We start from the raw sequence: 19,310 nt of genomic DNA, 5'->3' as shown, positions 1-19,310 counted from the left end.
CGAGGTGGCGGGCGTCGCGGGGTGTTGTGCGGCGGGCAACGGCAAGCGGGGAGCAAAAGTCGAGGTCAGTGCTACTGGCGGGTAACTTTCATATCTTGCGACGCGGTTGTTGGTCTCACCATTGATTAGCAATCTTTGCAAAGCTGCCGGTAAAAATTGCCGAGATTGGCATTAGCAACAGGTAGCGGGGCGTTTTCTGGTGTGTCATTGTCTTCATGTACATCCGAATGGGCCGCAAAGGATGTGAAGTAGTACGAATGTACTGCCTGACGCCGAGCGGAGTAGATCTAGAGAGTGGAGCTTTGATGTCGACCACCGGCACCCCGAGGACCGCTGAAGAAATCCAGAAGGACTGGGACACAAACCCCCGCTGGAAGGGGATCACCCGCAACTACACGGCCGAGCAGGTCGTCAAGCTGCAGGGCACCGTCGTCGAGGAAGCCACCCTCGCCCGTCGTGGTTCGGAGATCCTGTGGGACCTCGTGAACAACGAGGACTACATCAACTCGCTGGGCGCCCTCACCGGCAACCAGGCCGTTCAGCAGGTTCGCGCAGGCCTCAAGGCCATCTACCTGTCCGGCTGGCAGGTCGCGGGCGACGCCAACCTGTCCGGCCACACCTACCCGGACCAGTCGCTGTACCCGGCGAACTCGGTGCCGCAGGTCGTTCGTCGCATCAACAATGCGCTGCTGCGCGCCGACGAGATCGCCAAGGTCGAGGGTGACACCTCCGTCGACAACTGGCTCGCTCCGATCGTCGCCGACGGTGAGGCAGGCTTCGGTGGCGCGCTCAACGTCTACGAGCTGCAGAAGGCCATGATCGCGGCAGGCGTCGCCGGTTCGCACTGGGAGGATCAGCTCGCGTCGGAGAAGAAGTGCGGTCACCTCGGTGGCAAGGTGCTCATCCCGACCCAGCAGCACATCCGCACCCTGACCTCGGCGCGCCTTGCGGCCGACGTCGCGGACGTCCCGACGGTTGTCATCGCCCGCACGGACGCCGAGGCTGCCACGCTGCTCACCTCCGACGTCGACGAGCGCGACCGCGAGTTCCTCGACGGCACCCGCACGGCCGAGGGCTTCTACGGCGTCAAGAACGGCATCGAGCCGTGCATCGCCCGCGCCAAGGCATACGCACCGTACTCCGACCTCATCTGGATGGAGACCGGTGTGCCGGATCTCGAGGTCGCCAAGAAGTTCGCCGAGGCAGTCCGCAGCGAGTTCCCCGACCAGCTGCTGGCCTACAACTGCTCGCCGTCCTTCAACTGGAAGGCTCACCTGGACGACGCGACCATCGCGAAGTTCCAGAAGGAGCTTGGCGCGATGGGCTTCAAGTTCCAGTTCATCACCCTCGCCGGCTTCCACTCGCTCAACTACGGCATGTTCGACCTGGCCCACGGCTACGCCCGTGAAGGCATGACCGCCTTCGTCGACCTGCAGGAGCGCGAGTTCAAGGCTGCGGAGGAGCGCGGCTTCACCGCCATCAAGCACCAGCGTGAGGTCGGCGCAGGCTACTTCGACTCGATCGCCACCACGGTCGATCCGAACACCTCCACGGCTGCCCTGAAGGGCTCCACCGAAGAAGGCCAGTTCCACTAGGAGCTCGCACCGCCTCTCCGGGGCTTCAGCGAACCAGCCAGGCGGCCCGCAATCAGCATTGCGGGCCGCCTGTCCGGAATCCGGGGCTTTGGCCGTACCCGGTGAGTTACCCGTGTACTCGCCGAATCCGTAGTCGCCGAGCACAGGTAGTTGAGGAGATTCGACGTGACCAGTGAAAAGATTCAGCGCGTCGGTGTGATCGGCGCCGGCATCATGGGATCGGGTATCGCTGAGGTGTGTGCGCGGGCTCATGTGGACGTGCTGGTGTTCGAGCAGACTCGCGAGCTCGCAGCGGCCGGACGTGCGCGGATCCTCCGGTCCCTCGACCGCGGTGTGAGTACCGGGAAGATCACTGAACGCGAGCGTGAGCAGGCCGCATGGCGGCTTCGTTTCACCTCGGACCTCGAGGACTTCGCGGATCGGCAGCTCGTGGTGGAGGCGGTCGTGGAGGACGAGAAGGTCAAGGCCGAGATCTTCGCGGAGCTCGACAAGGTCGTCACCGATCCCAACGCCGTGCTCGCTTCCAACACGTCGTCGATCCCGATCATGAAGCTCGGAATTGCGACAACGGCACCCGAACGTGTCATCGGGATGCACTTCTTCAACCCGGTCCCGGTACTTCCCCTGGTGGAAGTCGTGACCACCCTCAAAACCAGCCGCGCGGTATCCGGACGCGCGGAGGCCTTCGCAGGCGACATCCTCGGCAAGCAGGTCGTCCGGTCGTCCGATCGGGCAGGATTCATCGCGAACGCCCTGCTCGTGCCGTACCTCCTTTCGGCGGTCCGGATGGTCGAATCCGGTTTCGCCACCAAAGAGGACGTCGACAAGGCGATGGTGCTCGGCTGCGCCCACCCGATGGGACCGCTCGAACTGACCGACCTCGTCGGGCTCGACACCGTCAAATCGATCGCGGACTCCATGTACGACGAATTCAAGGAGCCCCTCTACTCGGCACCTCCGCTGCTTCTCCGTATGGTCGAGGCGGGGCTCGTCGGCAAGAAGTCGGGCGCCGGATTCTACGAGTACGCAGAGAACGGCCGCGCGGCCAAGAAAGCCGGTTAGTCAGGCAACACCTACCGTGATGGGTATTGAGGGAGAGGTCGATTCCGGCATGGCACGCCACGGCTCGAGTATTCTCGGGTACCCGCGCATCGGACCCCGTCGCGAACTCAAGCGTGCTCTCGACTCCTACTGGCACGGCGACGGCACCCGCAAGGAGATCCTCGAAGTCGGCCGTGAGCTACAGGAGAACTTGTGGCGTGAACTGTCCGCTACCGGGTTGACGCAGGTCCCCGGCAATACGTTTTCCTTCTACGACCACGTGCTCGACAATGCACTGCTTTTCGGTGCGGTTCCGGAACGGTTCCGCCCGCTCGTCGACGAACTCGACCCGCTCGACTTCTACTTCATGATGTGCCGGGGCCGCGCAGACTTCCCGCCCCTCGAACTCGTACGCTGGTTCGGGAGCAACTACCACTATCGTCAGCCCGAACTCGACGAACACACCTCCTTTCATTTGAACTCGGACGCATTGCTCGACGAGTTCGATCGGGCGATGTCCGAGGGTGTCGAACTGCGGCCCGTCGTACTCGGCCCGGTCTCGCTGCTGCTGCTGTCGAAGGTTGCGCCGACCTCCGAACAGGACGGGTTCTCGCCACTCGCTCTGCTCGACCCGCTGCTCGAACAGTACAAGCGACTCTTCGAGCAACTTGCGAAGCGCGGTGCCACCTGTGTGCAGCTCGACGAGCCGTCGTTCACCGAGGACCGCACTGCTGACGAACTCGCGGCCCTGAAACGGGCCTACCACGTGCTCTCGCACGCACCGCTGCGACCCCGCATCCTCGTGACCGGGCCGTACGGCCATTTCGGTGCGGCACTACCGATCCTTGCGGCGTCGAAGATCGAAGCACTCGGTCTCGACCTCGTCAACGGCCGGATGACTCCCGACGAGCTCGCCGCCGTGCCAGGCCTGAAACGCAAGCGGATCTACGCCGGCGTCGTCGACGGACGCAATGTGTGGAAGGTCGATCGGCGCCGTACTCTCGACTACCTGCATTCGCTCGCCGCAGTCGCGCCTGATCTCGTCGTCTCCACATCCTCCTCGTTGCTGCACGTGCCGTACGACCTCCTGGTCGAGTACGACATCCCCGGCGACGTCGCGGATCGGCTGGCGTTCGCGAAACAGAAGGTCGGTGAGGTCGTCTCGCTTGCGAAGGCTCTCACAAGCGGGGCCGAGGAGAAGTGGCGCCGGCCGCCCGTTTCGGTGCATTTCAAGCAGAGGCACACCGTGCGGGCCCGACTCAACGCGCTCACCGCCGAGCATCGTATCCGCGCGCCCTACGAGGAACGTCGTGTCGCCCAGCAGAAGCGTTTGGCGCTTCCACCCGTCCCCGCAACCACGCTCGGCTCGTTCCCCCAGAGCGCGGAGGCGCGCACGGCGCGGTACGAGCTCGGCCAGGGACGCCTGTCCTACGCGGAATACGCCGCGCTCATCGAAGCCGAGATCGAGTCGACGATCCGGTTGCAGGAGGACATCGGCCTCGACGTTCTCGTGCACGGCGAACACGAGCGCAACGACATGGTGCAGTACTTCGCCGAACTGCTGGAAGGCTTCGCGACCACCCATTTCGGATGGGTGCAGTCCTACGGGTCGCGCTGCGCACGCCCGCCGATCCTGTACGGCGACATCGTGCGGCCGAGACCGATGACGGTGGAGTGGACCGCATTTGCTCAGTCCCTCACCGAAAAACCGGTCAAGGGCATCGTCACCGGACCCGTCACGATGCTGGCGCGGTCCTATGTCCGGATAGACCAGCCGCGTCATGAGACGGCCGACCAGCTGGCACTCGCGATCCGAGACGAAATCTCCGACCTGGAGAAGGCGGGGATCGCAATCATCCAGGTCGACGAACCGGCGATCCGTGAATTGTTGCCGTTGCGGCAGGACGGGCGCGCCGAGTACCTCGACTGGTCCGTCGATGCGTTCCGCCTCGCGACCGGCGGGGCCCAACCCGAGACTCAGATCCACACACACCTGACGTATTCGGGTCAGAAATCGGTGGTCGACGCCATCGAACGACTCGATGCCGATGTCACCGCGATCGTCGCGACCAGGTCGATCAGCTGGGTGCTCGGGGCGCTCGAGGATCGGGCCCTGACGCACGGCGTCGGGCCGGGCGTCTACGAGTCGCGTTCGGCGCGCATTCCCGACATCGACGAACTCGACGAGTTGCTGACCGAAGCAGCTGAATCCGTCGACCTCGACCGGCTGTGGGCGAACCCGGACGGTGGACTCAAATCCCGGCGGAGCTGGCAGGTCGAGCCATCGCTGCGCAACCTCGTCGCAGCGGCGCGTCGGTTGCGTCGCCGGGCCGTAGCCACGGCGGAATCCTCGGAACGACTCTGACGCCGTGCACCCGCGGGCGAGCGGTCACTCGTGGGGGAGTAGGTATAGGAACATGAATGACTCTGCTGTTCCTGTTCCGGCCATCACCGCGACGGCGTTCGCTGCCACCGCTGCAGATGCTCCCTTGACGAAGACCACGATCGAGCGCCGTCCGCTGGGTCCGCGTGACGTTCTGATCGAGATCGAATTCGCCGGTATCTGCCACTCGGACATCCATGTGGCCCGCAACGAATGGGGCGGTACCAAGTATCCGGTTGTGCCCGGACACGAGATCGTCGGGCGCGTCGCGGCGACCGGCGACGACGTCACGAAGCACGTCGTCGGCGACCGGGTCGGCGTGGGATGCTTCGTCGATTCGTGTGGTCAGTGCGATCCGTGCGCGACCGGATTCGAACAGCATTGCCTCGAGCGAGTCACCGCGACGTACAACTCCGTCGGCCGCGACGGCCAGGTCACCCAGGGCGGCTACTCGACACACATCGTTGTCACGGAGCACTTCGTACTGAAGGTGCCGGACAGGCTCGATCCTGCTGCGGCGACACCGTTGCTGTGTGCAGGTATCACGTTGTACTCACCGTTGAAGCGCTGGAAGGCAGGTCCCGGCACCAAGGTCGCGATCATCGGGATGGGCGGGCTGGGGCACGTCGGCGTCAAGATCGCCGCTGCGCTGGGCGCGGAGGTGACCGTGCTCAGCCATTCCTCGGCGAAGAAGGAAGATGGCCTGCGCTTCGGTGCCGTCGACTATCGCGCAACCACCGACCCGGAGATCTTCAAGGAACTTCGCGGCAAGTTCGACCTGATCCTCAACACCGTGTCGGTCAACCTCGACCTGGACCGGTACCTGTCGCTGCTGTCGCTGCAGGGTGTTCTCGTCGAACTGGGGCTACCCGAGAATCCACTGTCGCTGCGGGCGTTCTCACTCGGCAACAACGACCGGGCGATCGCGGGATCGAACGTCGGAGGGATTGCGTCCACTCAGGAGATGCTCGAGTTCTGTGCAGCGCACGGCATTGCCGCAGAGATCGAGCTGATCTCCGCCGATCGCATCGCCGAAGCCTACGACCGGGTCGTGACGAGCGACGTGCGGTACCGATTCGTCATCGATGCCGCGACCTTCTGAGCCGAGGCGGAGGGATCGGCTCGGCTCAGAAGTTGTCGCCGAGCTGATCCCGCAGCTGTGCCAGAGTTTTCGCCAGTAGACGGGAGACGTGCATCTGGGACACTCCGACGCGTTCGGCGATCTGTGTCTGCGTCATGTTTCCGAAGAATCGCAGCATGATGATGGAGCGTTCGCGTTCCGGTAGCGCGTCGAGCAACGGGCGCAGTGCTTCGTTGTTCTCGACCTCGTCGAGGGCCGTGTCGTACTCGCCGAGTGTTTCGGCCAGAGTGAGACCGTCGTCGGTCTGCGACGACGACCGATCCACAGAAATCGTGGTATAGGCATTGCCGGCGACCAGCCCTTGGAGCACTTCCTCCTGGTCGATACCCAACTCCTGCGCGAGCTCGCTCGCTGAGGGCGCGCGTCCGAGACGCTGCGACAGATCTGCGGTGGCGTGACTCAGTGACAGGTGCAGTTCCTTCATGCGGCGGGGAACCCGCACCGCCCACGCGGTGTCGCGGAAGTGCCGCCGGACCTCACCCATGATCGTGGGCACCGCGAACGACACGAAGTCGGCGCCGCGCTCGGGATCGAACCTGTCGACCGCGTTGACCAGCCCGAGACGCGCGACCTGCAGCAGGTCTTCGAACGACTCACCGCGCCCGTCGAAACGCCGCGCGATGTGTTCTGCGAGTGGGAGGCAGCGTTCGACGACGCGTTCGCGGATCACGGATCGTGCCGCGTCCTTCTCGCCGAGAACAGAGAGCCCTTTCAGATCGTCGAAGACATCGGCGTAATCGTCATTCGACCGTCGGTTCTTCTCTTTCACCGAGCCGCGCTACGGTCGGAGATGGCCATCTCGATAGTGCTCACTGTGTCGCCGCGCTCGTCGACGCCCGACGATACGGCCACCGAATCGGTGAGCGAATTCAGAACATGCCATCCGAACGAGCGGGGCTGCCGGGTAGGAGCGTCCGGGCGGGTAGGGGCCGACAAGCTGATCTTCACTCCGGTCGGTGAGACCTGGAAGCTGCACAGAAGGGTCGACAGCTCAACAGAATTCACGATCAACCGTGTTGCTGCCTCGTCGACCGCGAGTTTGATGTCCTCGACGGTGTCGAGATCGAGGTCGTGTTGCAAGGCGATCGCTGCTGCGACAGCGCGCAGCACCGAAAGCTGGTCGGCATCGGCCTTCACCCGCAGCTCGACTGTGGGTGAAGCATCTTTGTGTGCCGAATCTACCGACGCGGATTTCGCCATGAGTGCCTGTTCTCCGTGACTGCATGTAGCGGTGCTGAGTGTCCTCTTCCAGTTTCTTCGAGGGGAAGACTACCCAGCCTATGAGTTCTCGAAACACCGCCCTCCGACGCTGCTCCGCTGCGAGTTGGAGATGACTGATCCAGTTGAGTGCCGGGCGCATCTGCACTAGTGTTGAGTCCGGTTGAGCACACAGCCTGAAGTCGAAGGTGCCGCTTATGGGTGGTATTCCGGCGGGCGAACTGTTGCTGCTGCCGCGCCTGTAGCGCCTTTGAAATTCCTCAGACGTTGGGAAGTGCAATGACTGCTACAGAAAGCCCTATCGAGCCGAGCCACACCATTCGCGCCGTTCCGAGCCTTGCCGCGATCAGCTGGGCCGTCGGTGCACAATTTCGCGCGCAACAGATCAGTTCGGCCTTGGTTCGTTTGGGCGTCACCGGAGAGATCGACCTCCGTAACGCTTCTGCACTGAGTGACTACGCCTGTAGACAGCTTCGCTCCTCGCAGCGGATGATCCTGGATCTGTCCGAAGTAGGGTTCTACGGAACGGCGGGCTTGACGGTGTTCCGTGACCTCGATGAGGTAAGCCGCCAGAGCGATGCACGTTGGGCACTCGTTGGCGGGAGACCGGTTCAGCGACTGCTGCGTATCGCCGACCCCGACAAGCGGATCTCTCAGCATCTCTCTCTCGAAAGTGCCATGAGATCGCTGAGTTTCGCCGCCTGATGCCATCCGAAGAGCGCGGCAGACTGAAGTGGTCAGTGTGTCGCGACACCGTTGCCGTGCAGGGTGGAGGCTTGCACGGCAACGGTTTTTCTACGCCGATACTGTTGCGATGGTAGGCGTCCGGCACGCTATTTCTCTTTCATGCCGCTGAGGGATTCTTCGCGCGGGGATTCTTTGCACGGCACAGGCAGAATCCGCTCGTACGCCCGTGCTGTGTCTGCTGCGACGCGATCCCACGAGTACCGTGCGACGGCGCGGTCGCGGCCCGCGATCCCGTAGGTGTCGCGCGTCGTGGGATCGCCGAGTAGCCGCCGTGCGGCCTTCGCGAGTGCCTCGGGAAGGCGGGGTGGTACGAGAATGCCCGTAATACCGTCGACCACGATATCGAGCACGCTGCCTGCTGCAGCCGCGATCACGGGTCGTCCACACGCCATGGCCTCGAGAGGCACAACGCCCAACGTCTCGTACCAGGGGGTGCTCACGACGATGTCCGCTGAACGCAACAGGGCGGGCACCTGGGAGGGCGCGATCCGGCCGGGTATCCGCACGCGGTCGGCTATGCCGCACCGGCGTGCGACGTCGGCAAGCCGTGCTGCTTCCGGGTCGTCGGACAGTTCACCGCCCGCAGTGCCCCCGGCCACCACGAGTTCGGTCTCGGGAAGTGCCCGCAAGGCTTCGATCGTGATGTCGAAACCCATTCGAGGCATGAGCTTTCCGACGGTGACGATGCGGTACTTCGTTCGGCGGGGGAGGAGCGTGGGCCCGACAGGTTCGAATCGTCTCACATCGACGCCGCAAGGAATGACGGACGTACGAGTGCGAGGAAGCCCCATGCGAGCGAGTTCGGATACTTCGTCGGAGCAGGCTGCCAATACTCTGGTGGCCCCATGGGCGACGAGTTTCTCCAGCCGGATCCGATCCGCCCGGCCGGGATCCCCGGTGCTCCGAGGCCGGCCGTTCTGATGTCTGCGTTCGACTATTCCCAGTGCGTGGAAGGTCTGTACGGTGGGAACTCCCAGTTCTCTCGCTGCCAACTGTGCCGCGATTCCCGAGATCCAGAAATGGGCATGTGCGATGTCGGGAAGTTCGCGTGACCATTCCTTCCGGAGGAACGAACTGAACTCACCCGTGAAGGGAAGTAGTTCGTCCTTCCTGAGCGGCTCGGGCGGACCGGCCGGAACATGCACTACCTCGTAGTTCGCTTCGGTGCGCACTCGCTCGGGAAGGTCGCTGCTGTCGCGGCGGGTGTAGACCACCACGCGGTGCCCTGCGCGAGCCAAGGCAGAAGACAGTTCGGCGATGTGGACGTGTCGTCCATCGACATCGGCATCGTCGAGAGCAGCGAGCGGACTCGCATCCTCCGACACCATGGAGATGTGCATCGGCTTCCTTCCCGGGCGCCGAGGCGCAGGTTGTTCGAAAGTCGGGCTACGTCGCTGCCGTCGCCGAGATACCGGCGTACATCACCATCAGAACGAAGAGCGCCCAACCGGTTCCGTGCCAGATAGGCCACCGGCCGCCGGCCTTCCACACCTGATAGGTGCGTACGAAGGCACCGAGTCCCCCCAGAAGAAGCACGACAACGGGGCCGAACATGAGGATCTGGCGGGCGGGATCGGTGCACACGGCAAACTCTGCGTCCGCGCAGCTGTCACCTGACATGGCGGACCAGACGATCACTCCGAACATGATCAGTAGGGCGATCACGATCACCGCAGCCGCATACCGAACGGCGCTTCGGAAGGCCTTCGGGTCGCGCCAGCGTTTCTCCACATCTTGGCTCATACCGAAGGTCAACTTCCGACGCGGTCGGTGAGCTGGTCCTGACCGACTTGACGGGCACAGTGGGCGCAGCAGAACATCACGCCGTTCGCCTCTACTCCGTGTCCGAGGATCCTGCAATGACAGTGGGCGCACTCCGGCGCCATCGCGACCGCCGCGCACTCGAAACTGTCGTATGTGCCGGTCACGTTCTCTCGAGTGACCGTGAAGGTCTTGTCGTAGTTGTTGCCGCATGTATCGCACGTAGGCATGCCGAAGCTCCTTTCGTGTGAACTTCCGTATCCACCGGATGCCCCGCCTCGTGGCTGAGCAAACCCAGGTTCCCCACGGAGGAACCCGGATCGCCCCGAACGATGGTTTGGAACAGCCGGCATCGGGCATCCGGTGTAGGTCCGGCCGACAGAATCCGCGACCCGAGGGTTGCGGTTGCCGAGTTCGGGTACTCGTCCGACACGATGCGGAAACGACCAGAGGAGGGCACATGAGCGTCTCCGATCCTGAACCGCACGGTAATACAGACCCGAGCCCCGACAGCACTCCCGATCTGGATGAGGGCGGTGGAGTACGCCCTGGATCGACACCACCCGAGTCGTCGGGCACCTCGGGCTTGTCTGCGCCGGAACCGCGTACGAGCTTCAGGTTTCCACCCACCGGGTGGCTCTCGCTCGCTGCGGTCGTGGTGATCGTCCTGATCTTCGTGGCTCTGATCATCGGACTGCTGCTCTGAGCAGCGGTGGACCGGGGCATGTCACGGAGAACGGAAGGCAGGGGCCCGAACAGGTGAATCCACAGCAGTTGAATCCACACGAGAAGGGATCAATCGCAATGACTGATGACAAGAGCGGCCCCAGCGAGGGCATCAAAGGTGCAGTCGAAGGAGTGAAAGGTAAGGCCAAGGAAGCCGCCGGAGCTCTGGTCGGAAACGACGACCTCGCTCGCGAGGGACGCGCCCAGCAGGACAAGGCCGAAAGCCAGCGGGAAGTGGCCCAGAAGGAAGCCGAGGCAGAGAAGGCCCGCGCCGAAGCCGAGGCGGACGAAGCGCGGCAGCGGTCACAGCAGTAGCTCGCACCCGTAGTTGTCGGGGGGTGCCCGGGGTCTGGATCAGGCCTCGGGCACTCTGTCGTGCAGCGTCATCAGGAGATGGTCGAATTCGGTGCGCGCGATCGGCTGTGCGCCGGAACCGCCTGCTGCCTCGGCGACCAGTTGTTCCGCAAGTGCTCGCACCTTGACATTGGTCTCCTGGGAACGCCAGGTGAGTACCTCGAAGGCGCGTTCGGCGGACACGGCGTACACCACCATCAAGATCCCCTTGGCCTGTTCGATCACGGCGCGGGCCCCGGCGAGGGCCGACACAGCCACATCCACGCCTTCCCGGATGTCTTCCTCGATGGCTTCGGAAAGATCGAGATAGAACCCGCTGGTGCCGAGTATGGTGCCATCTCTGTCGAACAGCCGGTCGCCGATCACCGCCACGCTCTTGACGTTGCCACCGGTATCGATGATGCGATGTTTACTGCTGAACGGTTCTCCCGTGGTCCGGACCGCCTCGAGCAGCTTTGCGAGTTTCTTCTTGTCGTCGGGATGCTTGTGATGCAGCAGCAATGCGGTGGTGGGATGAACTGTGCCCGGGATGTAGCCGTGCATCGCCGCCACCGCGTCGGACCACTCCCACGTGTCGTCGGCGAGCAGGTAGCGGAAGCTTCCGACATGCGGGGACTGGGTGCCCTCGAAGCGGCGCGCTACGGCAGCCGTGTCGGGAGAAGAGACGCTTTCCTTCATAGGTCAGATTATGCGTCACCCCATACCGGGATGGTTCACCGGAAGGTACATACGGGGCGTGACGCGCCGTGGTGGGCTACGCCGTCTGCAGATCGTCGAGGAAGGTGCGCGCCCACCGGGCAACATCGTGCTTCATGACGTGGTCGTGCATCGTGCGCATACGCCGAGTCAACCCGGGATCGTCGAATCGGACGGCGCTGAGTATCGCGTTCTTCACGTCCTCGAGATCGTGGGGATTCACCAGGAAAGCGCGGCGCAATTCTGCCGCGGCCCCGGCGAATTCGCTGAGGACAAGTGCACCTCTACCATCGGCGTGGCAGGCCACGTATTCTTTCGCGACGAGGTTCATTCCGTCGCGCAGCGGTGTCACGAGCATGACGTCGGCGCCGGTGTACATCGCAACGAGCTCGTCCCGTGCGACCGGACGATGGATGTAGTGCACGACAGGGCCGCGCAGACGACCGAACTCGCCGTTGATCCGGCCCACTTCCCGCTCGACGTCGTCCCGCAACGAGGCATAGGCTTCGAGACGTTCGCGGCTGGGGGTGGCGAGTTGCACCATCACAGTCTTTTCGGGATCGAGTTCTCCCTCCACGAACAACTCCCGCAAGGCCTCGACACGCAGCTCGATGCCCTTGGTGTAGTCGAGCCGATCCACGCCCAGCAGAAAGATCTCGGGATCACCGAGTTCCGCCCGGATCTGTTCGGCGCGCATCACGGTGTTCGGCTCGGCGGAGGAGTCGCGCAGCCGCGCCGAGTCGATGGAGATCGGATAGGCGCCTACCCGCACACTCCGTGTACCGAGGTCGATGCGGCCGCCCGCGGACAGATGAGTGCTGGACGGGCCGGAAAGTCGTCGTGCGAGATACCGGAAGTTCTCGGCGCCTCCCGGAAGGTGGAATCCGACGAGGTCGGCGCCGAGCAGGCCCTCCACGATCGCCTTTCGCCACGGCAGTTGCAGGAACAGTTCTGGCGGTGGGAACGGAATGTGCAAGAAGAAACCGATCCTGACATCCGGCCGCAACTCGCGGAGCATATGCGGAACGAGTTGGAGCTGGTAGTCGTGGACCCACACGGTGGCACCCTGTGCGGCGGCCAGCGAGGCGGCTCGGGCAAAGCGGCGGTTGACTTCCTGGTAGGTATGCCACCATTCCCGGCGGAAGGTCGGGGCAACCAGGGCGTCGTGATAGAGCGGCCAGAGCGTCGAGTTGGCAAACCCCTCGTAGTATTCGGCGACCTCGTGTTCGTCCAGGGACACCGGATGGAGGGCCAGCCCGTCTTCGATGAACGGATCGAGTGCGACACCGGCGGTACCCGTCCATCCCACCCACGAACCTTCGACGGAGCGGAGGACCGGTTCGAGAGCCGTGACGAGTCCACCGGGACTGCGCTGCCATCGTGCGGGACCATCGTCGGACTGCTCGACGAGATCGACGGGAAGGCGGTTCGCCACCACGACGAAATCGCTCGGCCTTGCTTCTCTCATGCTTGTAGCTCCGGCCCCTCACCCGGCCGGTTGCCGATCAGCGAAGACGTCGATCACTGCCGAGCAGAACGCGGGCAGATCTGCAGGGTTACGGCTGGACACCAGGTTCTTGTCGATGACCACTTCCTCGTCCACCACCGTGCCACCCGCGTTCCGGATGTCGGTGCGGACGCTCGGATACGACGTCAACGTCCGATCGCGCACGACGTCGGCTTCGACGAGCGTCCACGGACCGTGGCAGATGACGCCGACGGGTCGGCCCGATGTGACGAAATCACGGACGAATGCGACCGCCTTTGCGTCCTGACGGAGCTGGTCGGGATTGGTTGTACCACCGGGTAGGAGAAGACCGTCGAAGTCGTCCACCGCCGCGTCTGCCACAAGCTGGTCCACCGAGTGCTTGCCCGCGGCGTGCACATCCTTCTCCATCGCCTGGATCTCCCCGTTCTCCAGCGACAGCAACCGCACCGTGGCACCCTCCCGCTCAACCGCGCGCCGAGGCTCGACGAGCTCCACTTCTTCGACGCCGTCGGTCGCGAGGATGGCGATGGTCCGGCCGGTCAGACGTCCAGGCTGTGCTGTGTCCATGATGGTCACCCCTTCTTCGAAGTCGATGGTTCCCGCATACCCGCTGCCAGCTGGTGAGCAAACGTGACACCCGCGCGTGAGTCGGTGCCGGGCCGGCCCGAACAGCTGACCGGATTCTTCTGCTGCCCAGTCCGTTTGCCTTCCCGGACTGCGGGTACGCCGGTGTGCACCTATCGACGAGCGGAGGAACGATGAAAGCAGTGACATGGCAGGGACGACGTCACGTGAGTGTCGATACCGTCCCCGACCCGCGAATCGAAGAACCGACCGACGCTGTCATCAAGGTCACGACCACCAATCTGTGTGGCTCCGATCTGCACCTGTACGAAGTACTCGGTGCGTTCATGACTCCCGGCGACATCCTCGGTCATGAGCCCATGGGCATCGTGGAAGAGGTGGGCTCTGCCGTCACGAAACTGGCGCCCGGCGACCGGGTGGTCATCCCCTTCCAGATCTCGTGCGGTGGGTGTTTCATGTGCGATCACGGTCTTTACTCGCAGTGCGAGACCACCCAGGTGCGTGAGCAGGGGAGCGGGGCCGCGTTGTTCGGATACTCGAAGCTGTACGGCAGCATTCCCGGCGGGCAAGCGCAGTATCTGCGCGTTCCCCACGCCGACACGACCCACATCAAAGTCCCGGACGGCCCCGCCGACGATCGATTCGTGTATCTCTCCGACGTACTTCCGACCGCATGGCAGGCCGTCGAGTACGCCGAGATCCCGGAGGGCGGCACGGTCACCGTGCTCGGACTCGGCCCGATCGGCGATATGGCAGGTCGTATCGCGATGCACCGTGGCGCTCGGGTCATCGCCGTCGACCTCGTGCCGGAACGGCTTGCGCGGGCCGCCGCAAGGGGCATGGACGTCATCGATCTCGGTGACGTCGGTTCCGGACTCGCAGATCTCATCCGGGACCGCACCGATGGCCGGGGCACCGATTCGGTCATCGACGCAGTAGGTATGGAAGCTCATGGCTCACCCGTCGCCAAGTTGGCGCAGACGGCCACCGGCTACCTTCCGTCGGCCATTGCCGCCCCGATGATGGAGCGGATGGGAGTCGACCGGCTGAATGCGCTGTACACCGCGATCGACGTGGTGCGCCGCGGAGGAACGATTTCTCTGTCCGGTGTATACGGCGGAATGAGCGATCCGATGCCGATGCTGACCATGTTCGACAAGCAGATTCGGCTTCGCATGGGCCAGGCCAATGTGTTGCACTGGGTGCCCCGGATATTGCCTCTTCTCACCGACGACGACCCACTCGGAGTGGATACGTTCGCCACCCACCGGTTGTCATTGGCAGAGGCACCCCATGCATACGACATCTTCCAGCGAAAGCAGGACGGCGCGGTGAAGGTCGTCTTCACGCCTTGACCGACCGACCGACCGGACGCAAGGCCCCGTGGGGGCGATCGCCCGCGATCTACGCCAGGACCGGATCGAACGCTGGCCCAGCGGCCGGAGGCTGCTGGGATCGGCGCTCCACCCGGGCACCCAGCGCGAATGCCAGGTGCCCGCCGAGGGTGCCCCCGAAGCCGATCATCGCGGTCGCGACCGTGCTCGCTGCCCTCGCCGCGGGACTGCTGCCTCGACGCCGGCCCAGATAGGACAGCCCCATCAGCGCAATGCCGGTGCCGTTGACTGCTGCATGGACCAGACCGACCCGTCGCTGCTGGGTATCGCATTCAGCGAAGTCGGCCCAGCCGGTCAACGCCGAGGGAACAGCTGCGATCAATCCGATGCCGATCAGCTGCCGTGCGGTTTCCGGTTTGCGGAATACGAAGTCGAACAACGGAGCGCACGACCAAGCGCCGATCGGAATCGCCACCAGCGCGGGGTGAAGCGGATGCCCCGGCGCCACGTCGCCGCGCAACAGGTCACCCGCTATACCTGACGTGGCACGGCGGACAGCATCGCGGATGGTCCTCGACGGACGGTCGAGGACGGTCGCGGATTCCAGTGTGGAGAACAATCCCGTCATGGAAGAAGGGGTACCTCGGACGAACTATCCGAAACTCCGATCACCCGCATCTCGATCGGCGGCGACGGACCTCAGAAATCGGTGTCGATGCACGCGAGCCGATCGCCCGCCATCCCGGCCTCACCCGGCCCGGTCATGGTGTGCTGCGCGTGGAGCACGAGGGAATTGGCCTCATCGTCGCGGAACTCCCAGTCGACGGTCGTCGAAGCCTGGGCTGCGCCGTTGTCGTCGGTCGTGATGTCGAGCCAGACCTCGTTCTGGGGATTCGCGTAGGCAGGGTCTGTCGATGGCGAATCCGGGGTCGCGGCAGGGTCCACCTCGTTCTGATAGTGAGGCCCCGCGTCCGATGGCTGCGGCCCGCACGGCTGGGTGTGCACGTGCACGCCGAAGTCACGCATCGGTGCCAGGCCCGTCGCGTCGAGGGTGATCGTCGTGCGGCCGTCCTCCTCCTCGGAGTCGACTCTCACCACGGAGCCGACGGGCACGGCGGCTTCGTCGTAGGTGAAGGCATCGTCGTCGTCGCTGGGTTCTCCGGGTACCTGGAATCCGCCTGCCATACCGGGCGCGGGCGTGGGGATGTCGTCGGTTGTTGTTTCGGCGGTGGTCAGGGGTGGTGTCTCGACGGTGGCGTCATCGGTTGTCGCTTCGTCGTCGCCGCAGCCGACAGCCAGAAGCGCGGTCAGTGACACCGTCGCGATCAAAGTGGTGTGTCGTGTGTTCATGAAGGTCGCGTACCCGCAGCGCACGGCACCGAACCCTCGCTGCCATCGAAGTCGAGGGCGCCTCGCGTACCCGGTACCGCCACCGCGTAGCCGCCTGTGGGCATTTCACACGAAGCCCGGCGCGTGGGTCATGATCGTGGGAGATTCGGACGATGGACACCTCCGATCGAATCCCGGACTCGGTACTGGACGATGTCGGGACCGTCGCCCGTTGCCCGGCTGTCGCCTGGCTGCGGCGAGGTGCGATAGGTCTTCTCCTCGTCGTGGTCGTAGTCGGCTTCACCGGGCGTCTGGGGGTCTACAGTGCGACCGCACATGCATCCGGTGGCGGATACGAACTCGACCTCGAGTACCCGCGGGTCGCTCGGCCAGGATTGGACGTCCCCTGGAATCTGACGGTCCGGAAACCAGGGGGTTTCACGGAGCCGGTGGTGATCGTCGTCGAGTCCGACTATTTCGATATCTTCGAAAGTCAGGGGTGGACGCCTGAGCCGTCGGCGGAGACCTCCGACGCCGATCGCACCTATATGACCCTCGAGCCACCTCCCGGCGACACGCTCTCACTCGGGTTCGACGCGTATATCCAACCGTCCAGCCAGACAGGAGCATCGGGCTCGGCATCCGTACACGAGAACGGAATCGATGTGGTCACTGTGGAATTCAAGACGTGGGTGTTGCCCTGATGGAGATCATCATCCGCGCGGCGGTTCTCTTTCTGTTCCTGTGGGTGGTCACGCGGATCGTCGGGAGGTCGACGGTAGGCGAACTGAGTACCTTCCAGCTGATCCTCTACATCGCGATGGGCGATCTCATCCAGCAAGGAGTCACGCAGCAGGATTACTCCGTCACTGCGGCTGTCCTGGCGGTCGGCGTGTTCGCCTTGCTCACCATGGGACTGTCATGGATCAATTCCCGGTTTCCCCGCATGCGGGGTGTCACGCACGGAATCCCTGTCATCATCGTCCGCGACGGAGTTCCCGATCTCGACCGACTGCGCACCGAAAGGATGTCGCTCGACGATCTGATGAGCAGCGCACGCCAGAAGGGCATCCGCCGGTTCGACGAGATCGAACTCGCAGTCCTCGAGACCAACGGACGCGTATCGTTCTTCACGCGGACCGGCGGGGAGGGCGCGGACGAACCCGTCCATCCGGACATCAGCTGACCGAGGATCGATCCTGGGCCACTACTCGAAATAGTTGCAGCGACGAGTCGGTTGCGTCGGGGAGGTTCATCCCGGCGTCCAGGCCGCTCCGCAGATAGTCGATGACGGACTGGTCCAATCGCTCGCCTGGCACCACGGTAGGGATGCCCGGTGGGTAGGGGGTGATCTGTTCTGCTGCGACCCGTCCTGCGGCGCGATCGCCGGAAACCATCTCCGTGCGGCCGAAGAACGCTTCCCGTGGCGACATGACGGACTCGAGTTGGATCTCGTCCGGAGTGGGTAAGTGAATCTTCGGCGGCGACTCGAACGACTCCGCGGCGAGCACCAACCGCTCGAGGGATTCGACGAGCCGGTTCACGGTCGTCTCGTTGTCGGACATCGACATCGTCGCAAGAATCCGGCGGTGATCGGTCATTCCCACATCCACATGGCAGTGCTCGCGCAGCCAGTCCGCGCATTGGTAGCCCGAGACGCCGAGCGCGCAGACGTCGACGAGGATCTGCAGTCGATCCAGTTCGTGTGATGCTTCTTCTCCGAGCAACCTGTCTTCGAGAACGTCGAGGCCATCGATCGCGGAGATCCGATCTCGCGCGTGCTGGGCCAGACCGAGTGTATTACCGAGCAATTCGGTGCCGCGTTCGACCATTTGACGCCGCCAGCCATCGATCGCCGCGTAGATCAGCACATTGGGGCTCGTGGTGGTCAGCAGATCGGCGCAGGCCGACAGGTGGACGCTGTCGACCAGATCGCCCTGCACGTGATAAACCGATCCCTGTTCGAAGCCTGCTCCCATTTTGTGGACACTGACCACGCACACGTCGGCGCCCGCATCCATCGCCCACGTCGGTAGATCTTCGTGGAAGGGCAGATGCGCACCCCACGCCTCATCGATGATCAGCGGCTTGCCCCGGTCGTGACATACCTCCGCGATACCGGCGATGTCTGCGCACGTGCCGTAGGGACTCGGGCTGACGATCAGCGCTCCCGCGGCATCGGGATGTGATTCCCACGCCTGCTCGACCTGTTCCGGCGACGGTGGATGGGAGAAATGCATTTCGTCGTCCCAGCGCGGCGTGATCCATCGGGGAGTGACTCCACTGAAGACCAATCCGGCGACGACCGATTTGTGTGAATCGCGCCCCAGCAACAACCCCCCGGGGTCATCGCCGGCAACTGCCATCATTGCGGCTTTCACCGACAGTGAGCTTCCGCAGGTGGAGAAGAAAGCCCGCTCGGCTCCGACGGCTTCGGCCATGAGTGCCTCGGCTCGGGGCAGGTAGCCGTTGCGCGTTCTCCGGTCGTCGAGCCCGCCGGATGCGAGCACGTCGGACCGAAATGGGTCACCGCCGAGTACTCGGGTGACACGCTCGTCGACCCCGCGACCCTGACGGTGCCCGGGTGGGGAAAACCCGTAGCGGTCGAGCCGGTGATACTGCTCCAAGGCTGTGAGCAACGGTGTTTCCGACTGATCCATGCTCTGGCGGCTACCCGGGACTCGTGCCCCGTAATCCTCGCGCATCGAGGAGGCGCACAGACGTCGCACCGAGCACATCATCCGCAACCTCGACGGAACCATCGGGGAACGCAACAGTTACGGAAGCGATCCGCGTGAAGTGAAGGGCTGACGCGTGTTATGGGCGTCTGTTGATTCGGCGGCGGGCCACAACGAAAGCCACTACTGCAACGAGCGCGACGATCACAATGAGTTCCATGGGTCGGTGCGTA

The 19,310-nt window shown here is 64.0% G+C and carries 21 protein-coding genes; 10 read left to right on the top strand and 11 right to left on the bottom strand.

All coding sequences use genetic code 11. The annotated features are described in order from the left end of the window. Window positions 1-305 precede the first annotated feature (305 nt). The 4 genes from aceA (at window position 306) to ACSYG9_RS03170 (ending at window position 6,121) form a co-directional block, all read left to right on the top strand. Window positions 306-1,595, top strand: coding sequence for an isocitrate lyase (aceA, locus tag ACSYG9_RS03185; RefSeq protein ID WP_169686904.1), 1,290 nt, complete (start codon window positions 306-308; stop codon window positions 1,593-1,595). Window positions 1,596-1,760: 165 nt separating this feature from the next. Further along, on the top strand, window positions 1,761-2,657 hold the full coding sequence (locus tag ACSYG9_RS03180; RefSeq protein WP_440125773.1) for a 3-hydroxybutyryl-CoA dehydrogenase: 897 nt from the start codon (window positions 1,761-1,763) through the stop codon (window positions 2,655-2,657). Window positions 2,658-2,676: 19 nt separating this feature from the next. Then, complete coding sequence (gene metE, locus ACSYG9_RS03175) at window positions 2,677-5,001, top strand: 5-methyltetrahydropteroyltriglutamate--homocysteine S-methyltransferase (RefSeq protein WP_454841135.1); 2,325 nt, start codon at window positions 2,677-2,679, stop codon at window positions 4,999-5,001. 52 nt (window positions 5,002-5,053) lie between these two features. Then, window positions 5,054-6,121: an alcohol dehydrogenase catalytic domain-containing protein gene (locus tag ACSYG9_RS03170; protein WP_440125771.1), complete on the top strand. Its 1,068-nt coding sequence runs from the start codon at window positions 5,054-5,056 to the stop codon at window positions 6,119-6,121. 25 nt (window positions 6,122-6,146) lie between these two features. Here ACSYG9_RS03170 and ACSYG9_RS03165 read toward each other — a convergent pair whose 3' ends face one another. Beyond that, window positions 6,147-6,929, bottom strand: a complete 783-nt coding sequence (locus tag ACSYG9_RS03165; protein ID WP_440125770.1) for a SigB/SigF/SigG family RNA polymerase sigma factor — start codon at window positions 6,927-6,929, stop codon at window positions 6,147-6,149. Continuing rightward, window positions 6,926-7,360 (bottom strand): ATP-binding protein, encoded by a 435-nt coding sequence (locus ACSYG9_RS03160; protein ID WP_440125769.1) that lies wholly within the window; start codon window positions 7,358-7,360, stop codon window positions 6,926-6,928. The genes ACSYG9_RS03165 and ACSYG9_RS03160 overlap by 4 nt, the downstream gene beginning before the upstream one ends. Window positions 7,361-7,657: 297 nt before the next feature. On the opposite strand from ACSYG9_RS03160, the gene ACSYG9_RS03155 reads away from it, so the two are divergent. Then, window positions 7,658-8,083, top strand: a complete 426-nt coding sequence (locus tag ACSYG9_RS03155) for an STAS domain-containing protein (RefSeq protein WP_440125768.1) — start codon at window positions 7,658-7,660, stop codon at window positions 8,081-8,083. Window positions 8,084-8,211: 128 nt separating this feature from the next. Here ACSYG9_RS03155 and ACSYG9_RS03150 read toward each other — a convergent pair whose 3' ends face one another. The 3 genes from ACSYG9_RS03150 to ACSYG9_RS03140 are packed head-to-tail and all read right to left on the bottom strand — an operon-like array spanning window position 8,212 to window position 10,116. Next, the gene (locus ACSYG9_RS03150; protein ID WP_454841133.1) at window positions 8,212-9,465 is read right to left on the bottom strand and encodes a glycosyltransferase; all 1,254 of its coding nucleotides are present in this window, start codon (window positions 9,463-9,465) and stop codon (window positions 8,212-8,214) included. A 46-nt stretch (window positions 9,466-9,511) separates the two neighbouring features. Next, a complete protein-coding gene (locus ACSYG9_RS03145; protein ID WP_440125766.1) occupies window positions 9,512-9,868 on the bottom strand; it encodes a hypothetical protein in 357 nt (118 codons plus the stop codon). A gap of 8 nt (window positions 9,869-9,876) precedes the next feature. After that, complete coding sequence (locus tag ACSYG9_RS03140) at window positions 9,877-10,116, bottom strand: hypothetical protein (RefSeq protein WP_440125765.1); 240 nt, start codon at window positions 10,114-10,116, stop codon at window positions 9,877-9,879. Between the two features lie 230 nt (window positions 10,117-10,346). Here ACSYG9_RS03140 and ACSYG9_RS03135 point away from each other — a divergent pair, with 230 nt between their 5' ends. Together ACSYG9_RS03135 and mbp1 are read left to right on the top strand one after the other, a co-directional pair. Continuing rightward, complete coding sequence (locus ACSYG9_RS03135; RefSeq protein ID WP_440125764.1) at window positions 10,347-10,592, top strand: DUF6480 family protein; 246 nt, start codon at window positions 10,347-10,349, stop codon at window positions 10,590-10,592. A gap of 98 nt (window positions 10,593-10,690) precedes the next feature. Further along, window positions 10,691-10,927 (top strand): microaggregate-binding protein 1, encoded by a 237-nt coding sequence (gene mbp1, locus ACSYG9_RS03130; RefSeq protein ID WP_440125763.1) that lies wholly within the window; start codon window positions 10,691-10,693, stop codon window positions 10,925-10,927. Window positions 10,928-10,966: 39 nt separating this feature from the next. Here mbp1 and ACSYG9_RS03125 read toward each other — a convergent pair whose 3' ends face one another. The 3 genes from ACSYG9_RS03125 to ACSYG9_RS03115 all read right to left on the bottom strand — a co-directional run bounded on the left by ACSYG9_RS03125 (window position 10,967) and on the right by ACSYG9_RS03115 (window position 13,718). After that, on the bottom strand, window positions 10,967-11,644 hold the full coding sequence (locus ACSYG9_RS03125; protein WP_454841131.1) for a PAS and ANTAR domain-containing protein: 678 nt from the start codon (window positions 11,642-11,644) through the stop codon (window positions 10,967-10,969). A gap of 76 nt (window positions 11,645-11,720) precedes the next feature. Then, window positions 11,721-13,130 carry an alpha,alpha-trehalose-phosphate synthase (UDP-forming) gene (locus ACSYG9_RS03120; protein WP_454841130.1) on the bottom strand — a complete coding sequence of 470 codons (1,410 nt, stop codon included), beginning with the start codon at window positions 13,128-13,130 and terminating at the stop codon, window positions 11,721-11,723. 18 nt (window positions 13,131-13,148) lie between these two features. Further along, on the bottom strand, window positions 13,149-13,718 hold the full coding sequence (locus ACSYG9_RS03115; protein WP_440125760.1) for a type 1 glutamine amidotransferase domain-containing protein: 570 nt from the start codon (window positions 13,716-13,718) through the stop codon (window positions 13,149-13,151). Window positions 13,719-13,909: 191 nt separating this feature from the next. Between ACSYG9_RS03115 and ACSYG9_RS03110 the strand changes: the two genes are divergently transcribed. After that, window positions 13,910-15,091, top strand: a complete 1,182-nt coding sequence (locus tag ACSYG9_RS03110; RefSeq protein ID WP_440125759.1) for an alcohol dehydrogenase catalytic domain-containing protein — start codon at window positions 13,910-13,912, stop codon at window positions 15,089-15,091. A 49-nt stretch (window positions 15,092-15,140) separates the two neighbouring features. On the opposite strand, the gene ACSYG9_RS03105 is transcribed toward ACSYG9_RS03110, so the two are convergent. Together ACSYG9_RS03105 and ACSYG9_RS03100 are read right to left on the bottom strand one after the other, a co-directional pair. Then, the gene (locus ACSYG9_RS03105; RefSeq protein WP_454841128.1) at window positions 15,141-15,698 is read right to left on the bottom strand and encodes a DUF2231 domain-containing protein; all 558 of its coding nucleotides are present in this window, start codon (window positions 15,696-15,698) and stop codon (window positions 15,141-15,143) included. A 71-nt stretch (window positions 15,699-15,769) separates the two neighbouring features. Continuing rightward, window positions 15,770-16,420, bottom strand: a complete 651-nt coding sequence (locus ACSYG9_RS03100; RefSeq protein WP_440125757.1) for a superoxide dismutase family protein — start codon at window positions 16,418-16,420, stop codon at window positions 15,770-15,772. Window positions 16,421-16,572: 152 nt separating this feature from the next. On the opposite strand from ACSYG9_RS03100, the gene ACSYG9_RS03095 reads away from it, so the two are divergent. Continuing rightward, window positions 16,573-17,103, top strand: a complete 531-nt coding sequence (locus ACSYG9_RS03095) for a hypothetical protein (protein ID WP_454841127.1) — start codon at window positions 16,573-16,575, stop codon at window positions 17,101-17,103. Continuing rightward, window positions 17,103-17,585 carry a YetF domain-containing protein gene (locus ACSYG9_RS03090; protein ID WP_440127515.1) on the top strand — a complete coding sequence of 161 codons (483 nt, stop codon included), beginning with the start codon at window positions 17,103-17,105 and terminating at the stop codon, window positions 17,583-17,585. Before ACSYG9_RS03095 ends, ACSYG9_RS03090 begins: the two co-directional genes overlap by 1 nt. Here the strand turns inward: ACSYG9_RS03090 and ACSYG9_RS03085 are convergent. After that, window positions 17,578-19,059, bottom strand: a complete 1,482-nt coding sequence (locus ACSYG9_RS03085; RefSeq protein WP_454841125.1) for an aminotransferase class I/II-fold pyridoxal phosphate-dependent enzyme — start codon at window positions 19,057-19,059, stop codon at window positions 17,578-17,580. The genes ACSYG9_RS03090 and ACSYG9_RS03085 overlap by 8 nt on opposite strands. Window positions 19,060-19,310: the final 251 nt, after the last annotated feature.

The sequence above is a fragment of the Rhodococcus sp. SJ-2 genome (assembly GCF_053750035.1).
This window is presented reverse-complemented; position numbering and strand designations above follow the sequence as displayed.

What these genes read in the sequence shown, in the direction of transcription:
- aceA (WP_169686904.1), top strand. Translation starts at nt 306, where the DNA reads ATGTCGACCACCGGCACCCCGAGGACCGCTGAAGAAATCCAGAAGGAC.
- metE (WP_454841135.1), top strand. Translation starts at nt 2,677, where the DNA reads ATGGGTATTGAGGGAGAGGTCGATTCCGGCATGGCACGCCACGGCTCG.
- ACSYG9_RS03170 (WP_440125771.1), top strand. Translation starts at nt 5,054, where the DNA reads ATGAATGACTCTGCTGTTCCTGTTCCGGCCATCACCGCGACGGCGTTC.
- ACSYG9_RS03160 (WP_440125769.1), bottom strand. Translation starts at nt 7,360, where the DNA reads ATGGCGAAATCCGCGTCGGTAGATTCGGCACACAAAGATGCTTCACCC.
- ACSYG9_RS03155 (WP_440125768.1), top strand. Translation starts at nt 7,658, where the DNA reads ATGACTGCTACAGAAAGCCCTATCGAGCCGAGCCACACCATTCGCGCC.
- ACSYG9_RS03150 (WP_454841133.1), bottom strand. Translation starts at nt 9,465, where the DNA reads ATGCACATCTCCATGGTGTCGGAGGATGCGAGTCCGCTCGCTGCTCTC.
- ACSYG9_RS03145 (WP_440125766.1), bottom strand. Translation starts at nt 9,868, where the DNA reads ATGAGCCAAGATGTGGAGAAACGCTGGCGCGACCCGAAGGCCTTCCGA.
- ACSYG9_RS03140 (WP_440125765.1), bottom strand. Translation starts at nt 10,116, where the DNA reads ATGCCTACGTGCGATACATGCGGCAACAACTACGACAAGACCTTCACG.
- ACSYG9_RS03135 (WP_440125764.1), top strand. Translation starts at nt 10,347, where the DNA reads ATGAGCGTCTCCGATCCTGAACCGCACGGTAATACAGACCCGAGCCCC.
- mbp1 (WP_440125763.1), top strand. Translation starts at nt 10,691, where the DNA reads ATGACTGATGACAAGAGCGGCCCCAGCGAGGGCATCAAAGGTGCAGTC.
- ACSYG9_RS03125 (WP_454841131.1), bottom strand. Translation starts at nt 11,644, where the DNA reads ATGAAGGAAAGCGTCTCTTCTCCCGACACGGCTGCCGTAGCGCGCCGC.
- ACSYG9_RS03120 (WP_454841130.1), bottom strand. Translation starts at nt 13,130, where the DNA reads ATGAGAGAAGCAAGGCCGAGCGATTTCGTCGTGGTGGCGAACCGCCTT.
- ACSYG9_RS03115 (WP_440125760.1), bottom strand. Translation starts at nt 13,718, where the DNA reads ATGGACACAGCACAGCCTGGACGTCTGACCGGCCGGACCATCGCCATC.
- ACSYG9_RS03110 (WP_440125759.1), top strand. Translation starts at nt 13,910, where the DNA reads ATGAAAGCAGTGACATGGCAGGGACGACGTCACGTGAGTGTCGATACC.
- ACSYG9_RS03105 (WP_454841128.1), bottom strand. Translation starts at nt 15,698, where the DNA reads ATGACGGGATTGTTCTCCACACTGGAATCCGCGACCGTCCTCGACCGT.
- ACSYG9_RS03100 (WP_440125757.1), bottom strand. Translation starts at nt 16,420, where the DNA reads ATGAACACACGACACACCACTTTGATCGCGACGGTGTCACTGACCGCG.
- ACSYG9_RS03095 (WP_454841127.1), top strand. Translation starts at nt 16,573, where the DNA reads ATGGACACCTCCGATCGAATCCCGGACTCGGTACTGGACGATGTCGGG.
- ACSYG9_RS03090 (WP_440127515.1), top strand. Translation starts at nt 17,103, where the DNA reads ATGGAGATCATCATCCGCGCGGCGGTTCTCTTTCTGTTCCTGTGGGTG.
- ACSYG9_RS03085 (WP_454841125.1), bottom strand. Translation starts at nt 19,059, where the DNA reads ATGGATCAGTCGGAAACACCGTTGCTCACAGCCTTGGAGCAGTATCAC.